The sequence below is a fragment of the Pantoea sp. AG1095 genome (assembly GCF_003208415.1).
Classification (GTDB): domain Bacteria; phylum Pseudomonadota; class Gammaproteobacteria; order Enterobacterales; family Enterobacteriaceae; genus Pantoea; species Pantoea leporis.
Map to the genome: position 1 here is coordinate 50603 of NZ_QKMJ01000005.1, position 22179 is coordinate 72781.

Here is a 22179-nt window from a genome sequence, read left to right on the forward strand (position 1 = left end):
ATCTACATTGGCGGCAGTCCTGAATCCCGTCAGCATTGAGGCGGCATAGCATACAATATTTCGCAGAAAGGGGGAATCGGTGCCCTATTAGCCCTCACCCTAACCCTCTAATCACCCCAACACCCGCACCACTGCCGCCTTGAAGATCTTCACCCCAATCTCCAGCGAGCTCAGCTCAAAGCGCATCTCAGGATGATGTAAACCCGGCACCAGATTGGTTCCCAATCCCCAGAAACCGGCTTTCACCTGCGGGTTTTTCACCGGGTAATAGAAGAAATCTTCGCTGCCCGGCGTGGTTTTGGTATCCAGCAAACCGGCGTCGCCCAGCACGTCGACAATCGCCGCGCGAATCACCGCCGTGGCTTCTTCATGAATTTCTGCCGCCGGCATCTCTTTTAGCACCACCACGTCGGCCGTGGCACCCAGCGCCGCCACGCTGTGCTGAATCGCCAGCGTGACTTTCTCTTTCAGCACCGCCATTGGCGCGTTTTCCTGCGAACGCAGATCCCACACCACGCGCGCCTCATCCGGCACCGAGTTGGTCACGCCCGCATCGCACAGAAAGCGTGTAGCTTTCACGCTCCAGGTCAAACCCGGCGGCAGATGGATGGCGTTGACGGCCTGTACCGCTTGCACCGCCGCATCCAGCGCGTTGACGCCCAAATGCGGACGCGCCGCATGCGCCGGTGCACCTTTGATGGTGGCTTCCAGCGTGCTGCAGGCAGAGTAAATCACCGCTGGCGTCGCCTGTCCCACATGACACTCTTCCAGCGGACGCACATGGAAGCCGAGAATCATCTCCACATCCTCCAGCGCGCCGCCCTCAATCATCGCCAGCGCACCCGCACCGAGCTCTTCCGCCGGCTGGAACAGCAGCTTTAGCCGCCCTTTCTTGATCGCGCCCTCTTTCATCAGCTCTTGCGCTGCCGTCAGCACCACCGACGAATGGCCATCGTGGCCGCAGGTGTGACGCGCACAGGCTACGCCATCAATGATATGGCCGAGCGCATCCATATCCGCACGCAGCGCCAGCACCGGACCGGGCACGCCGCTGTCGATTTCCGCCACCATGCCAGTGGTGTTATTGATGCCGCGCGTCACCTTAATTCCGGCGCTTTCCAGCTGTTCGGCAATATAAGCAGAGGTTTTGAATTCCTGAAAACCCAGTTCGGGAATTTCATGCAGAAAATGGTAATGCTCTAAGACGTTCGACACCGCTAAGCTCCTGACAAGTAAAGGCAAGCCTCAGCATCGCCCGATGCGCAGCTATAATCAATCCAGCGTGAATGAAAATTAGTCAAAAATGAGAACTCCTCGCATTCAACATGTGGAATAATTCCATTTACAATCAATAAGATAAATTCAACCTTTTTGCGAAAAAACCTTCACAAAAAAGTATAGATTGATGCATAATTCGCCGTACTTCACCTGACAAATTAAAAAGGACTCAGCCATGTTAACTGCTGAAATGACCTCACGTTTAAACGACCAACTGAACCTCGAATTCTTCTCTGCCAACCTCTATCTGCAGATGAGCGCCTGGTGCAGCGATAAAGGCTATGAAGGTGCCGCTTCATTCCTGAAAATGCATTCTCGCGAAGAGATGCAGCACATGCAGAAGCTGTTCGATTACGTCAGCGATGCCGGCGCTTTGCCGGTGCTGGGCAGCATTGCGGCGCCGGCGATTAGCTGGACTTCACTGAACGACGTGCTGGAAGAAGCACTGAAGCATGAGCAGCTGATCACCAAAAAAATCAACGAGCTGGTGCACACCGCCTTAACCACCCAGGATTACTCAACGTTCAACTTCCTGCAGTGGTACGTTGCCGAGCAGCATGAAGAAGAGAAGCTGTTCAAAACCGTGCTGGATAAACTGGCGATGGTCGGCAACAAAGGCGAAGGCCTGTTCCTGGTGGACAAAGATCTCGGCCACATGTCCGTCGACGGCCACGGCGCATAATAATAAAGATTACACACAGCAAAATAGAGAACGCCCGACATGTCGGGCGTTTTTTTATGCCTATTCCAACTCTTTCAACCGCAACTCCGACGGCTGCGGACGGCCAAAGAAATAGCCCTGGAATAGCGTACACCCCTCTTCGCGCAGCTTCGCAAACTGCTCGCCGTTCTCCACGCCTTCAGCGGTGATCTGAATATCGAGGCTGCGGCTCATGCCGGTAATGGCGCGGATAATCGCCAGCGCCTCGCGGCTGTCGCCCATATCGTTGATAAACGACTTATCGATTTTGATTTTATCGAACGGGAACGAGCGCAAATAGCTGAGCGATGAGTAGCCGGTGCCGAAATCATCCAGCGCAATCTGCACGCCAAGCGTTTTCAAACTCTGCAAGGTGCGGATATTACCGAGCGTGTCGTCCAGCAGCACTGATTCGGTGATCTCCACTTCCAGCCGATGCGGCGCCAGCCCGGATTCCCGCAGCGCACCTTCCACCACCGACACCAGCGAGCTGTTTTTAAACTGCAGCGGCGACAGGTTCACCGACACCGATTGTTCGGTGTTCCAGCTCTGCGCTTCGCGGCAGGCTTCATACAGCGCATAGGCGCCGAGCATGTGAATCAAACCGGTCTCTTCAGCGATCGGGATGAAGTCGTTCGGCATGATCAGCCCTTTGATCGGGTGATGCCAGCGCATCAGCGCTTCATAGCCGATGATGCCCTGCTCGTTGGTAATCGGCTGATAGTAAAGCTTGAGCTGACGACCAGAAATCGCATCACGCAGATCGTTCTCAATCACGCGACGGCTGCGCGCCTGATTGTCCATCTCAATGGTGAAGTGTTCGAAGCGATTACGGCCATTACGTTTGGCTTCGTACAGCGCCATATCGGCGCAGCGCAGCATATGCTCCGGCGTGTTGGTGGCCTGCGAGGTGAGCGCGATACCAACGCTCAAGCCCACCGACAGATTATGCCCTTCAACGTTGATCGGCGGACGAATCGCCTCGATCAGCCGCTGCGCCACCACCGCTGCTTCATCGGCAGCACGAACATTGGGTAACACGATGGCAAACTCATCGCCGCCAATGCGCGCCAGCGTATCGTGATCGCGCAGCGCGCTGCGCAGGCGTTTCGCCACCACGCGCAGCAGGTCATCACCAATCTGGTGGCCGAGCGCATCGTTGACGTTTTTGAAGTTATCGAGATCGAGACACAGCGTGGCGCTGACCTGGTGGTTCTGACTATCGACGCGCAGCGCTTCACTCAGCTTCTGGCGGAACAGCACGCGGTTCGGCAGGCTGGTGAGATTGTCGTGATGCGCCATATGACGAATACGCGCATCGGCTTCGCGCTGATCGGTCACGTCCTCGACAATCAGCATCACGTAGTTCTGACGCATATCTTTGCCGCTGATGGTGGTGGCACGCGTATGCAGAATGCGCTCGCCGCCCGCCGTCAGCAGCAGCTGTTCGCGCGAGTGGATGCCTTCGCTGCGCAGCGCCACATCTGCCAGGCTGTTGAAGTAATCACCCAGCTCCGCCGACATACATTCGTGCAGGCGCTTGTGCATGATCAGCGCTTTGTTAATGCCAAACAGCTGCTCAGCTTTGTCATTCACCATCAGGATTTCACGGCTGATGGCATCTTCAACGATCACGCATGAGGGAATATTGCTGATGATGGTGTCGAGAAAACCCGACAGCTCCGACATTTTCGCGCTCTGCGACTGCGCCAGATCCCGTGCGCGCAGCAGTTGCTGCTCGTTCTCACGCCGTTCGGTGATATCGCGGGTAATTTTGGCGAAGCCGATCAGTTTGCCGTTTTCATCATAAATCGCTTCGATAACAACGTGGGCCCAAAATGCCGAGCCATCTTTGCGGTAGCGCCAGCCTTCATCTTCAAAACGCCCGGTTTTCAACGCAATGCCGAGGTTAGCTTCGGGCGCATTGGCATGACGTTCCGCTGAACTGTAAAACACCGAGAAGTGCTGACCGACAATCTCGTCAGCCAGATAACCTTTAGCGCGCTGTGCACCGTTGTTCCAGTTCACCACGCGGCCCTGCACATCCAGCATATAGATGGCGTAATCGCGCACGCCTTCCACCAGCAGACGGAAGTTCTTCTCCTGCTCGTGTTGTTTACGCAGCAGCGCCTGTTGTTCGGTGCAGTCGCGGGTGATTTTGGCGTAGCCAATCAGCTTGCCAGCATCATCACGGATTGCGTCAATGATGACATGTGCCCAAAACGCGCTGCCATCTTTGCGGTACCGGTAGCCTTCGTCTTCGAAACGACCGGTTTTGAAGGCGGTGGTGAGGTTTTTTTCCGGGATATGGTTTTTACGATCCTGGGCGCTGTAGAAGCGCGAGAAGTGCTGTCCAACAATCTCTTCGGCAACGTAGCCTTTCGCGCGCTGTGCGCCTACGTTCCAGTTTTCCACGTTGCCGTCCAAATCGAGCATATAGATGGCGTAATCACTGACGCCTTCCACCAGCATGCGAAAGCGCTGTTCCTGCTCGCGCTGTTTGCGCTGCTGCTCTTGCTGCTCGGTGCAGTCACGGGTGATTTTGGCAAAACCCAGCAGCTCACCAAACTCATCGCGGACAGCGTCGATCACCACATGCGCCCAAAACGCGCTGCCATCTTTACGGTAACGCCAGCCTTCGGTTTCAAAGCGCCCGGTTGCTGTCGCGGTCGCCAGTCCGCGCTGTGGCGCGCCGTTTTTACGATCGTCTTCGCTGTAGAACAGCGCAAAATTCTTCCCTACGATTTCATCGGGCGTGTAACCTTTGGCGCGCTGCGCGCCGCTATTCCAGTTCGCCACCGTGCCATCGGGTTTGAGCATGTAAATGGCGTAATCCACCACGCTCTGTACCAAAAGTCGGTACATGACGTCAGAGTTATTATTCATTGTTATTCGCCTATTGCTGGGCTGGTATCGTCGAAACTTAAGAAAATTCTTAATTATCAAGCAGACTTAAGCGCAAATACGCAGCGCTGACAAGCGCTATTCATCCGCAGACAAATGTTGGTAGGTAAGTTATCGGCAGTGGCGAGAAAATGTTCAGTAGGATACTTCACAAATCATCATACGTTGACGGCAGGCTGGCGTTACGCTTGCCACGGTAAAATGCCGTGCGGCAAGCGTCGCGTCAGGCGTGTGGCAACCGCCATTAATAAGCAAACCACCACAATCATCAGGCAGCCCACCGCCGCCGCCAGCGACGCGGATCCGCCTTCATCAAGGAATACGATGGTCGGTCCGATGGTTTGCGTTTGCGAGGTGACCAGCAGCACCGAAACCTGGATTTCATTCAGCGCGGTGAGAAACACCAGCACGCTGCCCGCCAGCGCCGACGGTGCCGCCAGTGGCAATAAGATGTCGCGCATGCGGCGCAGAAAACCGGCGCCGCACAAACGTGCCGCTTCATCTAATGCCGGTTCCAACTGGGCGAATCCGGCCAGCGTTGGGCGCAGCACCAGCGCGAGGAAGTTCGCCAGATAGGCGGCAAGGATGATCCACACCGTGCCATACAGCGAGACATTAACGATCGGCAGCGGACGCAGGAAGAACAGCATCGCCGCTACGCCGGTGACAATGCCCGGCAGCGCGTAAGTCAGTTCACTCGCCAGCCACAAACCGCGCACTAATTTGGTTCGCCGCCAGCTGAGGAAATAGGCGAGAAACAGCGCGCAAACCGTTAAAATCAGCGCCGCCAGCGTGGTCAATCCGAGGCTGGTGAGAAACGCCTGTCGCACCGCCGGATAACCCCACAACGCGGCGCAGAAGTTCTCCAGCGTCAGCGTTTGCCAGCTCAGCGCCTGGCCAAAACCGCTGGTGAGCGCGGTGATCAACAGCGCGCTGAGCGGCAACAGCAAGGTCAGCGCCATCCACAGCCAGGCGACGCCCTCAACCGCCATACGCCAGCGCCCCAGCGATTGCTGCCACAGGCGCGGTGCACCGTTGACGCGCACATCATGGCGTCCGCCCAACCAGGCGCTGGCCGCCATGCCCGCCAGCGTAATTACCGCAATCAATAACGCATACACCGCGGTGTTTGGCAGCGCGCTCGGACCAATGCCATTCAACTGCTGATACACCAGCGTGATCAGCGTTGGCACGCGCGCCGGAATCCCCAGCATCGCCTGAATACCGAAGTTGCCCGCCGCCGCAACGAAGGTCAGCGCGGCACCGGCAAAAATTGCCGGGCGCGCCAGCGGCAGCACAATGGTGAACAGGATGCGCGCGCGTGACGCACCGCTGGCCTGGGCCGCTTCCACCAAGTCGGCGGGCAAGCGGCGCAAACCGGCGCGCACGGTGAGGAACACCAACGGCGCATTGTGCGTGCCGAGCAGCAGCACAATGCCGGTTAAGGAGTAGAGCGGCTGCTCGCCGGGCGCAAACCACGGCAACTCCAGCGTGGCGAACAGCAGCGCCAGCGGACTGCTCGGAGCCAGCGCCTGCAGCCAGGCCAGCGCCGTCACCTGCGGCGGAATCATCAGCGGCAGGATAAACGCAAACACCCACGCGGTTTTGGCGCGCAGATCGCTAAGCGCCACCAGCCACGCAGCGGCGGTGCCGAGCACCACGGAAATCAAAGTAGAACTGAGCGCGATGAGCAACGTATTGGCGCTGGCGATCAACACGCGATCGCTCGCCAGCAGGCGCGTTAAGCGTGCGATATCCGGCACGCCGCTGGGCGCAATGGCGGTCCACACCAGCCGCATCAGCGGCGCCACCGACAGCAAACCAATCAGCAACACCAGCAGCGCCAGAATCAGCCGTTCGCTGTTAACGCGCGGCGCTTTGCGCGTCACATTGCGCCATTCGTTGCTCAACACGCTCATGCTTAGCCACCAAACAGCGCGCTGAACCGATCGCGCACTGCCGCATCTTCTTTGATCGCTTTCGCCACGTCCGGCGACAGCAGCTTGATTTTATTGATCGGCGTGAAACCTGCCGGTGCTGAGACGCGATCATCCACCGGACGGTTGCCCTGCTCGACCACCAGCTTCTGGCCTGGCTCGGAAAGCATAAAGTTAACGAAGGCTTTGGCGGCCGGCAGGTTGTGCGCGGTTTTCATGATGGCAACCGGTTCGGTGACATACGACACGCCCTCTTTGGGATAGACCAGATCCACCGGTGAACCCTTTTTCTTCGCCAGAATCACGTCGGCGTCGGTGATGATGCCGTACTTATCCAGCCCGCTGGCGACCGCCTTCAGCGCCGGGCCGTTGCCGCCCTGCGGCGCGATGCCGATGGCCGCCAGCTTTTTGTAGAAGCTCCAGCCAATCGATGGCGTGTTGATATCGGTGTGCAGCTTGTAGAGCGCCGCGCCGGAGTAAAGCGGGCTTGGTACCGCAATCTGCCCTTTGTTGGCTTCCACCGCCAGCGCGTTCCAGCTATCAATCGGCTGCGCATGCTGGGTGTTGTAGGCAATTACCGTGGCGATGATTTTGGTGCCGAAGAAGGTTTTGTCTTTGTCGTAAAACGATGGATTGATGTGGCTAAGCGGCGCATCGCTGTAGCTGTAGAGATGGTTTTCGTTTTTCAGCGCGCCGAGGTTGATGGCGTCGGCAATCAGCAGCACATCCGGCTTGGCTTCGCCGCTCATCATTTCGGTGCGCAGCACGTTCATTAACTGCGTGGTGCCGTTGCGCGTCCACTCGACCTGCACATTGGGATAGGCGGCTTTAAACGCATCCATGGTTTGCTGGGCAATTTCGGGTGCCTGTGAGGTATAAACCACCAATTTCCCTGCTGGCGCCTCGTCGGCAAAGCTGGCGGCAGAGATCACGAATCCACTGGCTAACATCAACACGTTGAACATCGTACGCATAGCATTTCCCTGAAGGTTTAGAAGATTAAGAAGGAAGAATCCAGCCGTCACGCAGCGTCACACCCACAGTGGCGTCGACAACGGGTAAAGGCTGATCGGCCAGCAGCAGCGTGATGCTGCATTCGGGCGCGGCCAGCGGCGTCACGTTGAGCTGATAGTGGCCGCCGCGATAGATCACCCGCTGCACGCGCGCGGCAAACTGTGGTTCGCCCGGCGCGGCTAAGTGGAAATCGACTGCGTGAAAACTGGCTTGCGCCTGCGGCTGCGGACGCTGATGCGGCGCGCAGCGTAACGACACGCGCAGGCCGCACAGGGTGGCATAAGCGCGGCCCTCGCCGAGCGGTTCGATATCGCTGATCGGCAGCACTTTGCCGTCGTCAATAAAGCGCGCGACCATGGCGTTCGCCGGTTCGCGCCACAGCGTTTGCGGCGTGGCGAACTGCATCACACGGCCGGCATCCATCACCACGATGCGATCGGCCAGCGCCATCGCTTCATGCTGATCGTGGGTAATGTAGAGCAAGGTGGCGTGACTGTGATGATGGAAGCGGCGGAACTCCTCTTCCATGGTAGCGCGCAGGTGGACATCGAGGTTGGCGAGCGGCTCATCGAGCAGAACTAAGGTCGGTTGCGCCACTAAACAGCGCGCCAGCGCCACGCGCTGACGCTGACCGCCGGAGAGATCGGCGGGACGACGGGCGGCGAACGCTTCCAATCCCACCAGCTCCAGCGCCTGCTGCGTGCGGCGCTCGCGCTCGGCACGCGCGACGCCGTTCACTTTCAGGCTGTAGGAAACATTTTCCGCCACCGTCATATGCGGCCACAGTGCGTAGCTCTGGAACACCACGCCAAGCTGACGATCTTCCGGCGGCAGATGCACGCCCGGTGCAGCGAAGCAGCGTTCGCCCACGTGGATCTCTCCGGCATCGGCGGTTTCAAAACCGGCCAGCAGGCGCAGCAAGGTGGTTTTGCCGCAGCCCGACGGGCCCAATACGGCGATAAATTCTCCCTGCGCAATCTGCAGTGAGATGTCTTGCAATACCGGCTGCGCCGCAAAGGATTTGCGCAGCCAGCGCAGTGTGATTGATGCCATGTTTCTGGCCTTTCGCTAACAGTCCGGCTAAGACCCTACGACACTGTGATGACGATTCCATGACATTGAAGCTGGTCGCCCTAAATGGCGTAATGCTTGTCTGATAAGCAGCGCGCTGACATCGCAGGGGTATCGCCCGCTAAGCATCCAGCAGTATCAGAATGCCTGGCTTGGTTTTTCGAGAGTCTGCATTTATGCGCATCTGGTTGCCATGAATGGCAATCCCAAGGGATTCATAGCGATTTTGAGTTAAGGATACGCACCACTGCTGCAGCGAGGGTGTGGGGGCGACATCCTAACCCGCTGAACGAATGAGGGATTCCAGGGCGAGCCGCAGGGATGCGGCGAGAGGTGGCGCTGAGCAGGAGCGAATCGCCGCCGGTCCGTCAGGAATCGTGAATGAGTGAAGGCACCGCGAAGCGGCGGGTTGGGCTGGCGCAAGGCCCGGGAGTGCAGAGGGCGCGGCCAGGCGTCCTCTGCTCGGTCGCCGCACCGAAGTGCTGCAACTGCCCAGGTTCAAGGCGAACGAAAGCCGCTCCGTGCTTAACTAAGCGGCATGACGCGATTCACAGATGCATGCCGATATAGCGCTCATAGCGCGCGGGCTTCACCCGCGTGAGATCCACCAGCACTAAGCCATCAATACAGTTATTGAAATCGGGATCGCTGCCGAAATCGATAAACTGCACGCCGCCCGGCTCGCACACCTCGGAATATTGCTTGTAGAGCGTGGGAATGGCGGTGCCGAGATTCGCCAGCAGATGTTTCAACCGGCGTAAATCTTCGCTGTAGTTATCGCCGGTGAACTGCGCCAGCACTTCCGGTAACGAGGCTGGATAAGGGCGGCGTGAAGTCGCCAGCGGCAGTTCGGTAGGGAAATAGAGACGATAGAACGCCACCAGCAGATCGCGCGCCGCCAGCGGCATGCCGCCCGAGATCGAGACCGGACCAAATAAGTAGCGGGTTTCGGGATATTTAGCGATGTAGGCACCAATGCCCATCCACAGATAATCGAGGCCGCGTTTGCCCCAATAGGCAGGCTGAATAAAACTGCGGCCCAGCTCCAGACCTTGGTTGATGATCGGCAACATGCGCTCGTCGTAGTGGAACAGGCTGTCGCTGTAGATGCCTTCCAGCCCACGACGCTCCAGCTGCTCGGCGCCCGGAATAAAGCGATAGGCGCCGACGATCTCCAGCGCATCGTCGTCCCACAGAATCAGGTGATAGTAATCGTCATCGTATTTATCGAGGTCGCGACGCCGCCCGCTGCCCTCACCCACCGCGCGGAATGCCACTTCCCGTAAGCGCCCGAGCTCACGCAGCAGCGGCACCCAGCTGGCACCGTTGCGTCGCCACAGGTAGATCTGCTTGCCATCCGGCAGCGTGCCGAGTCGCTCGCTCTCCATCAGCGCTTTTTTCAGTTCGGCGCGATCTTCCGGCCGCGCAATCGCCGCTTCGGTCTGAAACAAGCCGCGTCGTCCCTGACCAATGCGATACAGATGTTTGCGCAGCCGCTTCGCCAGCTCTTTGCCCGGCGTGTGGCCATCATGCCAGTTGGCAAACGGGATCTGTTCGCCGATGTGCAACTTAATGCGCGAACCGCGCTGACGAAACATTTCGCGTACCAGCATCAGTAACGCGAGCGGCGAGGCAATTTTTGCGGCGGCGTAAAATGCCAGGCTGTTGCGCCCCACCACGTGCACCGGCACGATTGGCGCGCGAGCGCGGGCCGCGAGGCGTAAGAAGCTGTGATGCCAGTGACGATCGCGCACGCCTCGGCTGGAAAGGCGCGACACTTCACCCGCCGGGAAGATAATCAGCACGCCCTGATTATCGAGATGCTGCTGCATGCGCGTTAGCTGTTCGCGGCTGGTACGGTTGCCCATGTTATCCACCGGCAACATCATGTTGTTGATCGGCTCCAGCATCATCAACATGCGGTTGGCGACAATTTTCACATCGCGTCGCACCTGCGAAACCGCCGCCAGCAATGCTAACCCATCCAGCGCACCGAGTGGATGGTTGGCAACTATCACCACCGGGCCACGCGTGGGTATCTGCTCCAAATCGCGCTCGCTCAGTTCACAGCGCACATCAAGATGCTCCAGTACCTGCTCCACCATATCCACGCCTTTCAGATGACGATAGCGGGCGGCAAACGCCTGGAATTCATGTTCGCGAACGGCCCATTTCAGGGCGCTTTTCTGCCAGTTTGCCGGTTGATGACCTGGCCAGTAGGTATCGAGAAGCTGATCAACGGAAAACATCATTCACCTTTTACACGCAGCGGTTTATCGCTTCGACGTTAAAACGGCTTGTTTTCAGATTTATGACTGCAGCGTCGTGAGAGCCTAAAAAGCAGCCACTTGCATTGTTCTTGCGCATAAAAAACAAAAACTGACCTTAAAACCCCAAATTCAAGACATGACTTAAAGCTTATTGTTAAGCAGCGTGAATTAATCTGGTCACACCAGTTAAATTGTTTGTTAAAGGGTGTTTTAACTTTGCGTTTATTTTTTATTTTTTCCTCTGGGCTACACATATGATTCATTCGGTATTTATTGTTGATGACCATCCGTTAATCTGTACGGGCATTCAGGCATTACTGCAGTCATATCACTACGCCATTGCTGGCACTGCTAATAAAAGCGATCTGTTAATAACCGAGCTGCATAGGACACGTCCGGACGTTTTACTGCTCGATCTCACCATGCCTGGACGCGCTGGCATTCCGTTGATTACGGACATTAAGCGCGCGCTGCCAGACCTCAAAATCATTGTTTATACCGCTTCAGAAAGCCTTTTTTATCAACGATGTTGCTTGCAATTAGGCGTGGAAGGCTATGTGTGTAAACGCGGCAATTTAGACACTCTCCTTACCGCAATAAAAGAGGTGGAGTGTGGTAAGCGTTTTTATCCGGTAACGGAGGAAGCGGCCGAGGTAAACGAGTTAATTGAGAGTGAAAAATTGATGAGCCTGACGCGCCGGGAACTGATGGTATTGGTGAAACTGGCGTCGGGAATGACAAATAAAGAGATCGCCTCACAATTACAACTCAGTAGTAAAACGGTGAGTACCTATAAAATAAAAATCCTGCGTAAATTAGGTTTAAAAGGGATTAGTGGCATTAATATGACAGCAAAATTGAATGAGTTGGTGTGAAAGATCGGGTCGCCATTCATGGCGACCCCACTCAATTAGAGTTTTAACGGTGGCAGCTGCGAAAACACGCTCAACAATCCTTTGCTCCACAGCTGACGAATTTGTGAAAAATAGGGATGCTGTTCGGTGATGTGATATTGCTCGCTATCGCTGAAACTGTCGGTGCGATAGACCATCACATCGAGCGGTAATCCCACCGAAATATTACTCGCTAACGTGGAATCCATTGAAATCAACGCACACTGCATCGCCTGACTGAGCGGCGTTTCATAGAGCAGCACGCGATCAATAATCGGTTTGCCGTACTTACTCTCACCAATCTGGAAATAAGGCGTATCAACGCTGGCTTCGATGAAGTTGCCCTGCGGATAGATCTGGAACAGACGCGGCTCCTCGCCACGAATCTGTCCCCCCAGCAGCAGCGTGCCGCCAAACTCCTCGCCATCGCGCTTGATCACCTCGCGCAGCGTTTCACCTACCATCAACGCAATGTCATACAGCGATCGTCCATTCAGCAAATTAGGTTGATCGTTATCGCCGTTATGACGTCGCAGCAGGCTCAGCACGCTCTGCGTGGTAGCCAGATTGCCAGCGCTTTGCAGCACCAGCGTGCGTTCATCATCGACCTGAAACACATGCAGTTTACGGAACGAGGAAATATGATCGACGCCCGCATTGGTCCGCGAATCAGAGACAAAAATCATCCCTGACGATAAACGCATTGCCACACAATAAGTCATAGTTACGCCTGTTCTGATTACTGCTGCGCATGCACCTGAAGCACCGCAGCCACCGCCAGCATATCTTCACCGCCGCCGCCCAGCCGCATACCGCGCACCGGACAGGCATCGAGATAATCCACACCAACTGCCAGACGTAAATGCTGGCGCGTGCTGCGGGTATTATTGGTGATATCAAAGCTGTGCCAACTGCCATCCAGCCAGGCTTCAACCCAGGCGTGAGTGGCGACGTGCTCAACGTTTTCAGTATAGAGATAGCCGCTTACATAGCGCGCCGGAATTCCCAGAGTGCGACAGCAGGCGAGAAACACGTGGCTGTGATCCTGGCAAACGCCGCTGCCGGCGGCAAATACTTTCGCGGCGGTATCAGTTACCTGGGTGCTGCCGGGACGATACGGCATCTTCAGCAGCAATTCATCCATCAACTTTTCCAGGCTGGCGAGCGGCTTTTCCGGCCGCCAGTAGCGCTGGGCAAACTCGCGGATCTCGGGATTGGGCATCGTCAGCGGCGTGGCGCGCAGAAACACCAGCGGCGACAACGCGCACTCCGGATCGGGTGCCCACTCGCCGGCATCAAGGATCTCCACCACACCGCGCGCGGCGATATCGAGTTGCTGATGCGGCGTATCCAGCGTTAGCACATGCATCACGTTGCCGTAAGCATCCTGCGTGCAGGTGGCTGCGCAGGGCAGCTCCAAATCCCACGAGATAATTTGCTGATGCACCGAATTTTGCGGCGTCAAACGCAGATACTGGGTGCTGAGTGTCACCTGCTGCTCGTAGGCGTAACGGGTTTTGTGCTCGATGTTCAGTCTCATTTCGCCTCCAGATAGGTGTGATTGATGCTGTCTGCCAGCGCGTTCAGGCGCGTCAGGAATGCATTGAGCCAGTGCGTTAACCCTTCCTGGGTCAGGCTTTCCCAGGTACTAAACCTGATTTCCGCCAGCAGCACGGTGATCAGATAACGCGGACGATCTTCGCCGCTGCTGCCGATCTGCTCGAGCTGGGTAGCGATCTCATCAATACAGGAGTGCAGCGATCGCGGACTTTCACTGCGCAGGATCAGCATCTCATTCACCAGATCCGGCAACAGCTGCTGCTTAAAGATGGCGTTGTAGGCTTCACGCGCCGACACCGCGCGCAGCAAGGTATCGAGGCGATAATATTCGCGCACCGAATCGGACTGTTGTTCCAGCAGTTGCTGATTGACGCTCAGCAAACGCGCGGTGCCGTCGCTGCGCTCCATTAGCGTGCCGATGCGGATAAAACTCATGGCATCACCGCGCAGCAAGGTGCCGAACATCGCGCCACGAAACAGGTGCGAGCGCTCTTTCACCCAATCGAAAAAGCTATCGGCGTTGGCGCTGGTAATACCGCGCCGCCGCGTATTGCGCATCTCAATCCACGTCGAGTTGATGCTCTCCCACACTTCCGACGACAAACTGCCGCGCACCGCATGCGCATTGTTCCACGCCTCCTGCCAGCAGCTGAAAATGCTGCACGGATTGCGATCGTCGAGGGCGAAAAAGTTGAACAGCTGCGGCATGGTGAAGCGGCCGTTGAGGGTTTCAAACAGTTCACGCGTGCCGGTGAGATTAAGCGGCAGCAGCAGATCGTCGCCCTGGTCACCGCGCACCGGCATTAACGACAAACGGTTGGTCACGTCTAACACGCGAGCAAGTTGTTCTGCGCGCTCAAGATAGCGCGCCATCCAATAGAGGCCACTGGCCGTGCGGCTTAGCATGATGCGTCATCCTCCAGAACCCACGTGTCCTTGGTGCCACCGCCCTGCGACGAGTTCACCACCAGCGAACCTTCGTTCAGCGCCACGCGGGTTAAGCCGCCGGGCACCAGACGAATATCCGCGCCGCACAGCGCAAACGGGCGCAGATCAATGTGGCGCGGCGCGAGGCCGTTATCGATAAAGGTTGGACACGTGGAGAGCGATAGCGTGTCCTGCGCGATGTAGTTTTCCGGGCGCGCTTTGAGGCGATCGCGGAAATCACTCAGCTCCTGCTGGCTCGCCACCGGGCCAATCAACATGCCGTAACCGCCTGCGCCGTGCACCTCTTTCACCACCATTTTCGCCAGGTTGGCCAGCACGTAGGTGAGATCCTGCGGTTTGCGGCATTGCCAGGTGGGTACGTTATTGAGGATCGGATCCTCATCGAGATAGAAACGGATCATGTCCGGGACGTAGGGATAGATCGATTTATCATCGGCGACGCCGGTGCCGATCGCGTTCGCCAGCACCACGTTGCCGGATCGATACACCGACAACAAGCCCGGCACGCCGAGCATCGAATCCGGGCGGAACGCCAGAGGATCGAGGAAGGCATCATCAACGCGACGATAGATCACATCGACTTTGCACGGCCCGGCGGTGGTACGCATCATCACCGCGCCATCTTTGACGAACAGATCGGCGCTCTCCACCAGCTCAACGCCCATCTGCTGCGCGAGGAAGCTGTGCTCGAAGTAGGCGCTGTTAAAGCGGCCCGGCGTCAGCACCACCACCACCGGATCGTTGACCGGCGAGCTTTCCCGCAGGGTTTGCAGCAGATGCGAAGGATAACGCTCTACCGGCGCGATGTGCTGCCCGGCGAACAGTTCCGGATAGAGGCGCATCATCATCTTGCGGTTCTCCAGCATATAGGAGACGCCAGACGGCGTGCGCAGATTGTCCTCGAGAACGTAATATTCGCCGTCGTTATTGCGCACCATGTCTACCCCAACAATGTGTGCGTAGATGTGGCGATGCAGATCGACGCCTTGCATACAGGGCTGATATTGATCGTTCACCAGCACCTGTTCAGCGGGCACGATGCCGGCTTTGAGGATCAGTTGCTGATGGTAGATGTCGTGCAGGAAGGCGTTAAGGGCTTGTACCCGTTGGCGAATGCCGCGATCGAGCATCGCCCACTCGCTGGCAGGAATGATGCGCGGCACGCTGTCGAAAGGAATTAAACGTTCCGCGCCGCCGTCATCACCGTAGACGTTAAAGGTGATGCCGACGCGATGAAACAGCAGTTCCGCTTCTTCACGTTTGCGCGCCACGGCCTCTTTGTCCGCCTGTTGTAACCATTCCCAGTATTGCTGGTAGTGAGCGCGGTGTTGGCCATCGCTCAGCCACATCTCATCATAGAATTGTGATGCTATCTGGTAGCTTTCTTTCATGATTTACCCGGCGCTTGTCAGAGGACCTCACTCTCTCCTGCACAAACTGTGCCAGAGGCTTGCCCCGGTAAGGCACACGCGCCGCGTCAACGGAAATGGCTGTTTTGCACTTTACTGGTGCATTAGCTGCTGCGCGATTGGCAGCCAGATCTCCGTCATCGCGCCTTCGCCACCGGTAAAAGGATCGCGGGATGGCAGCGGCACCTGCTGGATCTTCTCCTTCGACGTACGTAAACGCGACGGCTCATCACGCACGGTTTCCGGGGACATGCCTTCAGGATAGGCGCCAACGGTGAAAAAATCCTCTGAGGCAAACACCTGTTTGTGGCCGACGCCCGCCGGGATCAGTACCGCATCGCCTTCGCGCAGCGTCACCATGCGACCGCTGTCGCCGCCGAACAGCACTTCCGCCCAGCCAGCCGCAACACCCAGCACTTCATGGGTGTTCGGATGGTAATGCGTATAAGGAAAGATCGGCGCACGCCATGCGGCGGGCCAGCCGTTGCGGGTAAAGGTTTTTTCAAACCAGGCGGCGCTGTCTTCCGTAGGGTTTTCATCGTCATACGGCACAATGCCGGGCCAGATGATCAGCGGCAGCGGGCTATTGGGCACGCCGCCCGACGGCAGCGACAACATCAGATGTTGCGGATTGCTGGAGGATCCAGCGGAAAAGGTGCCGGCGGCGAAAGACATCAGTAACAGCAGGCTGGAGTGGTTGGCAGTCATACTCTTTCTCCGGTTAATCACGATGCTTGATTGTGGCTTACCAAAGTGGCATTGCAATGTGCGCCCACCAACAAAATTCACAAAAAAGAATGATTTAGCTAACTAAAGCCAAATTTATTAGCAACATAATTAACATCTCGTGCGGGTGAATGAGGATCGCCATAACTGGCGCGCATTTATGCGCACCAGGCCGCAAAGCGGCATGAATTTAATGCAAAAAAAAACCGGTGGATTTCGCCACCGGCCGAATCAAAAAAAGCGATTCAAAGGCACTGACAGGTTATCGCAGGCGCTCAGCGATAGGTTTCACAACGTTCTCACCTTCGCGGCCATAAAACTGGAACAGGGTTTCTGCAGCGGCATCGGTTAACACCAGAATTTCAATGCGGCGATTACGCGCACTCATGGGATCGTCATGATCGCGCGGCATGCGTGACGCCATGGCATTAACCTGCAATACGCGCGCACTCTCCAGCCCGCCACGCTCCAGCGCGCGGCGTGCCGCCAGCGCACGATCGCCCGACAGATTCCAGTTGTTGTAGGCGGCGTTGCCGCTGTACTGCGCGGCATCGGTGTGGCCGCTGATCATGATTTTGTTGTCGATGCGGTTAAACACCGGGCCGAGCTCGGTCAGCAGTTTCTGGAAGAACGGCGTTAGCACCGCGCTACCGCGTGGGAACATCATGCGATCCTGATCGTCCTGAATCAGGATGCGCAGCCCTTGTGGCAAGGTTTCCAGCATCAGGTAATTTTGCGCGTTATAGCTGTTGATCATCCGTTGCAGCTGGTTATGTAGCAGCACCAACTCCGCATCAGAGCGTGACAGCACGCTGTCTAAATCTTCCTGTGGCTTGCTGCCGGCGTTCAAACTGATGTCAGCCTTATCTGGGCTGACAGTCGCTGGTTGCGTCGGCGGGGAAATTGCCATGGTTTCGCCGATAATCGCCGATCCGCCAGAGTTCTCAACGTCAAAAGGATTGAAATTGGTGCCATCAAAAACCGACGTGCCGTTCAATTGCGCGACGATCTCTTTACGCTCCTCTTCACTCACCGCGCCCATGATCCACAGCACCATAAACAGCGCCATCATCGCCAACGTGAAGTCCGCAAAGGCCACTTTCCACGCGCCGCCATGATGCGCATGGTGTGCCTTTTTGCCGCCGCGTTTGATGATCAACTTTGTGGTGGTCACCAAAGGTGCCGAACGTATATCTGAAGTCTCGGCGCGCTTTACGCTTGATGCGTTGCCAGGCAAACAGATGGCGATCGATGCCGATCTCAATGCCGGGTTGATCAATCAGGAACAGGCGCGCACGCGTCGCCAGGATGTGGCAAACGAAGCCGACTTCTACGGTGCAATGGATGGCGCGTCCAAATTCGTACGCGGCGACGCCATCGCCGGCATCATGATCCTGCTGATTAACGTGGTTGGCGGTATTTTGATTGGCGTATTCAAATACGGTTTACCGGCAGGACAAGCGTTTGAACAATATGTCCTGCTGACCATCGGTGATGGCTTAGTCGGACAAATTCCTTCACTGCTGCTCTCAACGGCGGCGGCGATTATCGTGACGCGCATCAGCGATGGTGCGGACATGGGAGATGACATCAAGTCTCAGCTGCTGGCTAAGCCAGGTACGCTGTATACCGCTGCGGCCGTGATGTTTGTGCTGGCGGTGGTGCCGGGCATGCCGCATCTGGTGTTCCTGGTATTTACCGGCCTGCTGCTGTTCGCTGCGTGGCGTCAAAGCCAGAAAATCAAAGCGCCGACGCAAGATCATCACGCTATGGAAGCGATCAACCAGGCGCTGACGCAGCCGGACGATCAGCCCGCCATCGGGTGGGACACTATCCCGATGGTTGAGCCAATCGGGCTGAATCTCGGCTACAAGCTGGTGACGCTGGTGGATAAAGGCAAAGGTGCGCCGCTGACGCTGCGTATGCGTGGCGTGCGGCAAGTGGTGTCGGAAACCAGCGGCGTGCTGCTGCCGGAAATTGCGTTGCGCGAAGATTTCCACCTCAAGCCGGCGCAGTACGCGATCAAGATCAATGGTGTGCGCACCGCCGTCGGCGAAGTGCATGCCGATCGTCTGATGGCGATCCCGACGCCGGAACAGTACGGCGAAATCGATGGCGTGTTGGATACCGATCCGGCCTACGGCATGGCGGTGACGTGGATTCTGCCCGAGCAGAAAGCCAAAGCGCTGAACCTGGGTTATCAGGTGGTGGATTGCGCCAGCGTGGTGGCCACCCATGTGAATAAAGTGGTGCGCGAGAATCTGCCGGAGCTGTTTAACTACGATGACATCACTCAGCTGCATCAGCGTCTGGCGAATGTGGCGCCTAAGCTGTCGGAAGATGTGAACGCAGCGGTGAACTACAGCTTGCAGCTGAAAGTGTATCGTCTGCTGCTGAACGATCAGGTGTCGCTGAAAGACATCACCACCATCGCGACGACGTTGCTGGAGAGCGCGGCGATCACCAAAGATCCGATCCTGCTGACTTCCGATGTGCGCTATGCCCTGCGTCGCGCCATGGTGGCGGCGATTGCGCCGGACAACAAACCGCTGTCGGCTTATACGCTGGAAAACAGCCTGGAGAATCTGCTGCTGGCGGCGCTGAATCAGGCACAGCAAGCCGGCAAAGTGGCGCTGGATAGCTTCCCGGTTGATCCGAATATCCTGACGCAGCTGCAGAGCACGCTGCCGGTGATGGTGGAGCAGTTGAAAGCGCAGAACCTGACGCAGGTGCTGCTGGTAACGCCGCAACTGCGCCCGCTGATTGCGCGCTACGCCCGTCTGTTTGCCAATGGGTTGAATGTGTTGTCGTACAACGAAGTGCCCGATGATGCGAATTTGCAGATTGTGGGTCAGGTGAGTTAGATCGTGCTGGCTGTCCCCAGATTGTGCTGGCTGTCCCCCATCCCGGCCTTCCCCCGCAAGCGGGGGAAGGAGATGCTGCCACATGCCAGTGCTGAAGCTGCATGTGGCAGCATCTTCCTCCCCCATTAATGGGGGAGGACCGAGGAGGGGGACAGCAAGCACGAGCGAAATCTAACAGCGAGCACGATCCAGGCACCACTAGCACTAACCCTCCCGCGCCGCCATAATCACCGCAAAAACCGCGTCCGGCTGCAGCATCACCTCATGATTCCAAAATCTCAGCACCCGCCAGCCATGTCTATTTAACCGTTGCGTACGTTCATCGTCATATCTGATAGTTTCACCATGTTGCGATCCATCGAGTTCAATCGTTAGCCGCTTCTCCAGGCAGGCGAAATCCAAAATATACGGGCCGAAAGGGTACTGTCGGCGAAATCGCATACCGCCACATTGTCTGGCACGCAGCACAGACCATAGCTTTCGCTCTGCCGGGGTCATGTTATTTCTCAGTTCCTTCGCGCGCAGCACATGATGTCGCATGTTATTCATCCTGAAAAAGCGCATCTTGTTTCCGCAATGGCTCAATCTCAACGCATGCAGTGCAATCTTGAGCAACACATCGCAACTGTTATAAAAAAACACAGCGAATCTGTCTCTAATTCGCTTCACTGTTATGTGCTTTACTGGCAGGCAGTGATAATTAGAGGTGAACAATGGACGCGATCAAACAAATCCTGCTCGACGAAATCGCCACGCTGAACCGCGAAGGACAGCGTGATAATTTGCCGCGCTTTAGCTTTTCCTTCCTCAAAACCCATCCGGGGCTCTGGGCCATCATGTATCTGTGCTACGCGCTTTGCGTGGCGCTGATCTTTTCAACCGACATGCTCGGCTGGCCAGCGTTCTGGTTTGCCACAGTGTTTGTGGTGGTGATGAGCGTGCTGATGCTGATGGATATCAACCCGAAATATCGCTTCGAAGATATCGACACGCTGGATTTGCGCGTTTGTTACAACGGCGAATGGTATTACGTGCAGCCGGTTTCTCAACAAGCGCTGGATAAGATCCTCGATAACCCCCACACGCCGGAGCGCGTACGCAGCGGCATTGATCGCCTGATGAAGCAGAAAGGTGAAGTGGATTTCTACGACGTTTACTATCTCACCTGGGGCCACCAGCAGGCGGCCCAGGTTTAACCGTTTAGCGTGCCAATCAGTTTTCCCAACGTCTCTACCGCCGCCTCGGCGCGTGCATCCCACGGCCAGGCGGTGTTGAAGCGGAAACAGTGGCTGAAGCCTTCGCTGCTGGAAAACAGCTGGCCGGGCGCGATGCTGATGCCCTGCTGCAAGGCCAAATGATACAGCTCAGTGGTATTGATCTGCGCCGGCAGCGCAACCCAGAGAAAATAACCGCCCGGCGTATCGCTGATGTTGGCCTCAGCAGGTAATACCCGGCGCAGCGCCTGTTGCGCCAGCTGCTTACGTTTAGCCAGCGTCTGCCTTAGCTTCTTTAAATGCGTATCGTAGCTGCGCGTGCTGAGGAAATCGGCGAGGGCCAGCTGCATCGGCGCGCTGGTCGAGAGCGTGCTCATCAACTGAATACGCTGCACGCGCTGCGCATGACGTCCGGCAGCCACCCAACCGACACGAAATCCCGCCACCAGATTCTTCGAGAAACTTCCGCAGTGCAGCACGTTGCCATCAAGATCAAAAGCTTTAGCCGGCAGCGGTTTGTCATGGCCTTCATACAGATCGCCGTACACATCGTCTTCAATCATCGCCACGTTGTAGCGCGCCAGCAGTTCTACCAATTGCTGCTTGCGCTCGGCGCTCAGGGTAAAGCCGAGCGGATTTTGCCGGTTGGTCATCAGCCAGCAGGCTTTCACCGGCCAGCGCTGCAAGGCCTGCTCCAGCTCATCCAGATCCATGCCGTGTTCGACATCGCTGGCGATGGCAATCGCGTTCAGCTTCAGGCGTTCAATCGCCTGGAGCGCACCATAAAACGATGGGTTTTCGAGGATCACCCAATCACCGGGTTCGGTGACGGCTTGCAGGCTGAGGTTGAGCGCCTCCATTGCGCCATTGGTAATGACGATGTCATCCGGCGACAGCGTGATGCCCTGCTGTGCATAGCGCTGGGCGAGAATTTTGCGCAGCGCTTCATTGCCTGGCGGCAGGTTGTTGAGCGCATCGGTGGGCTTTAAGTTGTGTGAGACTTTTACCAGCGAGCGCATCAGCTGGCGCTGCGGGAAGAGTTCGGGATCGGGAAAGGCTGAGCCAAACGGCATGATGGCGGGATTGCGCGTGGCTTGCAGCACGTCGAACACGAAGCTGTTGGTATCCGCCTGATCGGTTTTGCCGATCTCTTGCGTGGGCAGTCGCGGACGGCTTTCGGCGGCGCGCGGCGCCACGTAATAGCCGGATTGCGGCTTTGAGACGATCCAGCCCTGACTCTCCAGCACTTCATAGGCGTGCATCACCGTCATCAGGCTCAACCCGCTCTGCTCCGCCTGCTGGCGTAGCGACGGCAGTTTTTCGCCCGGCGGCCAGATGCGCGCCTCGATTTGCGTACGAAGCTGCTCGACCAACTGCTGATATTTCGCCAC

At 57.0% G+C, this 22179-nt stretch carries 17 protein-coding genes and 1 pseudogene; 4 read left to right on the forward strand and 14 right to left on the reverse strand.

Annotated elements, in window-relative coordinates; genetic code table 11:
* Window positions 1–111: 111 nt before the first annotated feature.
* Window positions 112–1215 (reverse strand): amidohydrolase, encoded by a 1104-nt coding sequence (locus tag DEU53_RS12305; RefSeq protein WP_110867277.1) that lies wholly within the window; start codon window positions 1213–1215, stop codon window positions 112–114.
* A 238-nt stretch (window positions 1216–1453) separates the two neighbouring features.
* On the opposite strand from DEU53_RS12305, the gene ftnA reads away from it, so the two are divergent.
* Window positions 1454–1960: a non-heme ferritin gene (gene ftnA, locus DEU53_RS12310; RefSeq protein ID WP_101761821.1), complete on the forward strand. Its 507-nt coding sequence runs from the start codon at window positions 1454–1456 to the stop codon at window positions 1958–1960.
* A 60-nt stretch (window positions 1961–2020) separates the two neighbouring features.
* On the opposite strand, the gene DEU53_RS12315 is transcribed toward ftnA, so the two are convergent.
* From DEU53_RS12315 to DEU53_RS12335, 5 genes are all read right to left on the reverse strand, one after another.
* Complete coding sequence (locus DEU53_RS12315; RefSeq protein ID WP_110867278.1) at window positions 2021–4864, reverse strand: bifunctional diguanylate cyclase/phosphodiesterase; 2844 nt, start codon at window positions 4862–4864, stop codon at window positions 2021–2023.
* A 200-nt stretch (window positions 4865–5064) separates the two neighbouring features.
* Entirely contained in the window at window positions 5065–6801 is a 1737-nt protein-coding gene (locus DEU53_RS12320) for an iron ABC transporter permease (RefSeq protein WP_110867279.1), read from the reverse strand.
* A 2-nt stretch (window positions 6802–6803) separates the two neighbouring features.
* Window positions 6804–7784 carry an ABC transporter substrate-binding protein gene (locus DEU53_RS12325; RefSeq protein WP_370445570.1) on the reverse strand — a complete coding sequence of 327 codons (981 nt, stop codon included), beginning with the start codon at window positions 7782–7784 and terminating at the stop codon, window positions 6804–6806.
* Window positions 7785–7818: 34 nt separating this feature from the next.
* On the reverse strand, window positions 7819–8886 hold the full coding sequence (locus DEU53_RS12330) for an ABC transporter ATP-binding protein (RefSeq protein ID WP_110867281.1): 1068 nt from the start codon (window positions 8884–8886) through the stop codon (window positions 7819–7821).
* A 566-nt stretch (window positions 8887–9452) separates the two neighbouring features.
* Entirely contained in the window at window positions 9453–11153 is a 1701-nt protein-coding gene (locus tag DEU53_RS12335) for a lysophospholipid acyltransferase family protein (RefSeq protein WP_101761816.1), read from the reverse strand.
* A 275-nt stretch (window positions 11154–11428) separates the two neighbouring features.
* Between DEU53_RS12335 and DEU53_RS12340 the strand changes: the two genes are divergently transcribed.
* Entirely contained in the window at window positions 11429–12049 is a 621-nt protein-coding gene (locus DEU53_RS12340) for a response regulator transcription factor (RefSeq protein ID WP_101761815.1), read from the forward strand.
* Between the two features lie 35 nt (window positions 12050–12084).
* Here DEU53_RS12340 and DEU53_RS12345 read toward each other — a convergent pair whose 3' ends face one another.
* The 6 genes from DEU53_RS12345 to DEU53_RS12370 form a co-directional block, all read right to left on the reverse strand.
* The gene (locus tag DEU53_RS12345; RefSeq protein WP_110867282.1) at window positions 12085–12789 is read right to left on the reverse strand and encodes a proteasome-type protease; all 705 of its coding nucleotides are present in this window, start codon (window positions 12787–12789) and stop codon (window positions 12085–12087) included.
* Between the two features lie 17 nt (window positions 12790–12806).
* Window positions 12807–13607, reverse strand: a complete 801-nt coding sequence (locus DEU53_RS12350; RefSeq protein ID WP_110867283.1) for a transglutaminase family protein — start codon at window positions 13605–13607, stop codon at window positions 12807–12809.
* Window positions 13604–14533 carry an alpha-E domain-containing protein gene (locus DEU53_RS12355; RefSeq protein ID WP_101761812.1) on the reverse strand — a complete coding sequence of 310 codons (930 nt, stop codon included), beginning with the start codon at window positions 14531–14533 and terminating at the stop codon, window positions 13604–13606. The genes DEU53_RS12350 and DEU53_RS12355 overlap by 4 nt, the downstream gene beginning before the upstream one ends.
* Window positions 14527–15966 carry a circularly permuted type 2 ATP-grasp protein gene (locus DEU53_RS12360; RefSeq protein ID WP_101761811.1) on the reverse strand — a complete coding sequence of 480 codons (1440 nt, stop codon included), beginning with the start codon at window positions 15964–15966 and terminating at the stop codon, window positions 14527–14529. Before DEU53_RS12360 ends, DEU53_RS12355 begins: the two co-directional genes overlap by 7 nt.
* A gap of 111 nt (window positions 15967–16077) precedes the next feature.
* Complete coding sequence (locus DEU53_RS12365; RefSeq protein ID WP_110867284.1) at window positions 16078–16692, reverse strand: cupin domain-containing protein; 615 nt, start codon at window positions 16690–16692, stop codon at window positions 16078–16080.
* A 280-nt stretch (window positions 16693–16972) separates the two neighbouring features.
* The gene (locus tag DEU53_RS12370) at window positions 16973–17887 is read right to left on the reverse strand and encodes a flagellar motor protein MotB (protein WP_110867285.1); all 915 of its coding nucleotides are present in this window, start codon (window positions 17885–17887) and stop codon (window positions 16973–16975) included.
* Here DEU53_RS12370 and DEU53_RS12375 point away from each other — a divergent pair.
* Window positions 17859–19574: pseudogene (locus DEU53_RS12375) on the forward strand (flagellar biosynthesis protein FlhA); the annotation flags it as partial. The gene DEU53_RS12370 and the pseudogene DEU53_RS12375 overlap by 29 nt on opposite strands.
* Window positions 19575–19778: 204 nt before the next feature.
* On the opposite strand, the gene DEU53_RS12380 reads toward DEU53_RS12375, so the two are convergent.
* On the reverse strand, window positions 19779–20216 hold the full coding sequence (locus tag DEU53_RS12380) for an endonuclease domain-containing protein (protein ID WP_233501762.1): 438 nt from the start codon (window positions 20214–20216) through the stop codon (window positions 19779–19781).
* Window positions 20217–20287: 71 nt separating this feature from the next.
* Between DEU53_RS12380 and DEU53_RS12385 the strand changes: the two genes are divergently transcribed.
* On the forward strand, window positions 20288–20770 hold the full coding sequence (locus DEU53_RS12385; protein WP_101761807.1) for a YlaC family protein: 483 nt from the start codon (window positions 20288–20290) through the stop codon (window positions 20768–20770).
* Here DEU53_RS12385 and DEU53_RS12390 read toward each other — a convergent pair.
* On the reverse strand, window positions 20767–22179 hold the full coding sequence (locus DEU53_RS12390) for a PLP-dependent aminotransferase family protein (protein ID WP_110867287.1): 1413 nt from the start codon (window positions 22177–22179) through the stop codon (window positions 20767–20769). The genes DEU53_RS12385 and DEU53_RS12390 overlap by 4 nt on opposite strands.